1 protein-coding gene is annotated in these 430 nt (G+C 62.6%); it reads right to left on the minus strand.

The features are described 5' to 3' along the window. Nucleotides 1-430 (minus strand): DUF934 domain-containing protein (locus tag B3187_RS11380; protein ID WP_286806525.1); only part of this gene is annotated, 430 nt, incomplete at both ends.

A 430-nucleotide genomic window follows, 5' to 3' on the forward strand; every position in this document is an offset into this window, starting at 1 on the left:
GCTCGTCGACCGAGGCTTGATAGTACTCGGTGAAATCCTGCAGTGCATCGACCGTCGCCTGCAGGTGCTGTTCCCGATCCGCGCCGAAATCGAACGCGTTGACGCCACAGCGACGCAGATAACAGGCCTGCTCGGCCAGGAAATACCCAACGGCACGTAGCTCACCGGTGAATCCGAAGCGCTCGCGCAGCATCCTCGCATTGGTAAAGGCGCGACCGTCGGCAAAGGCCGGGAAGTGCACTGCGACCAGCGGGAAACGCTGCGCGTCTTCACCGAGTTGATCGGCGGTCTCGTCGGTATCGATCCATACGCCGATATCGTCACGGGCGGACAGCTTATCCTTCTGGGCAAGCCAGGCCGAGAGCGGGACAATGATCTGTCCGGCGGGTACTTCCGCCTCGGCTGCCTCGCCCTCGGGCTTGGCCATTAG

This window comes from Marinimicrobium sp. UBA4209, from assembly GCF_002381585.1.
GTDB classification, from domain to species: domain Bacteria; phylum Pseudomonadota; class Gammaproteobacteria; order Pseudomonadales; family Cellvibrionaceae; genus Marinimicrobium; species Marinimicrobium koreense.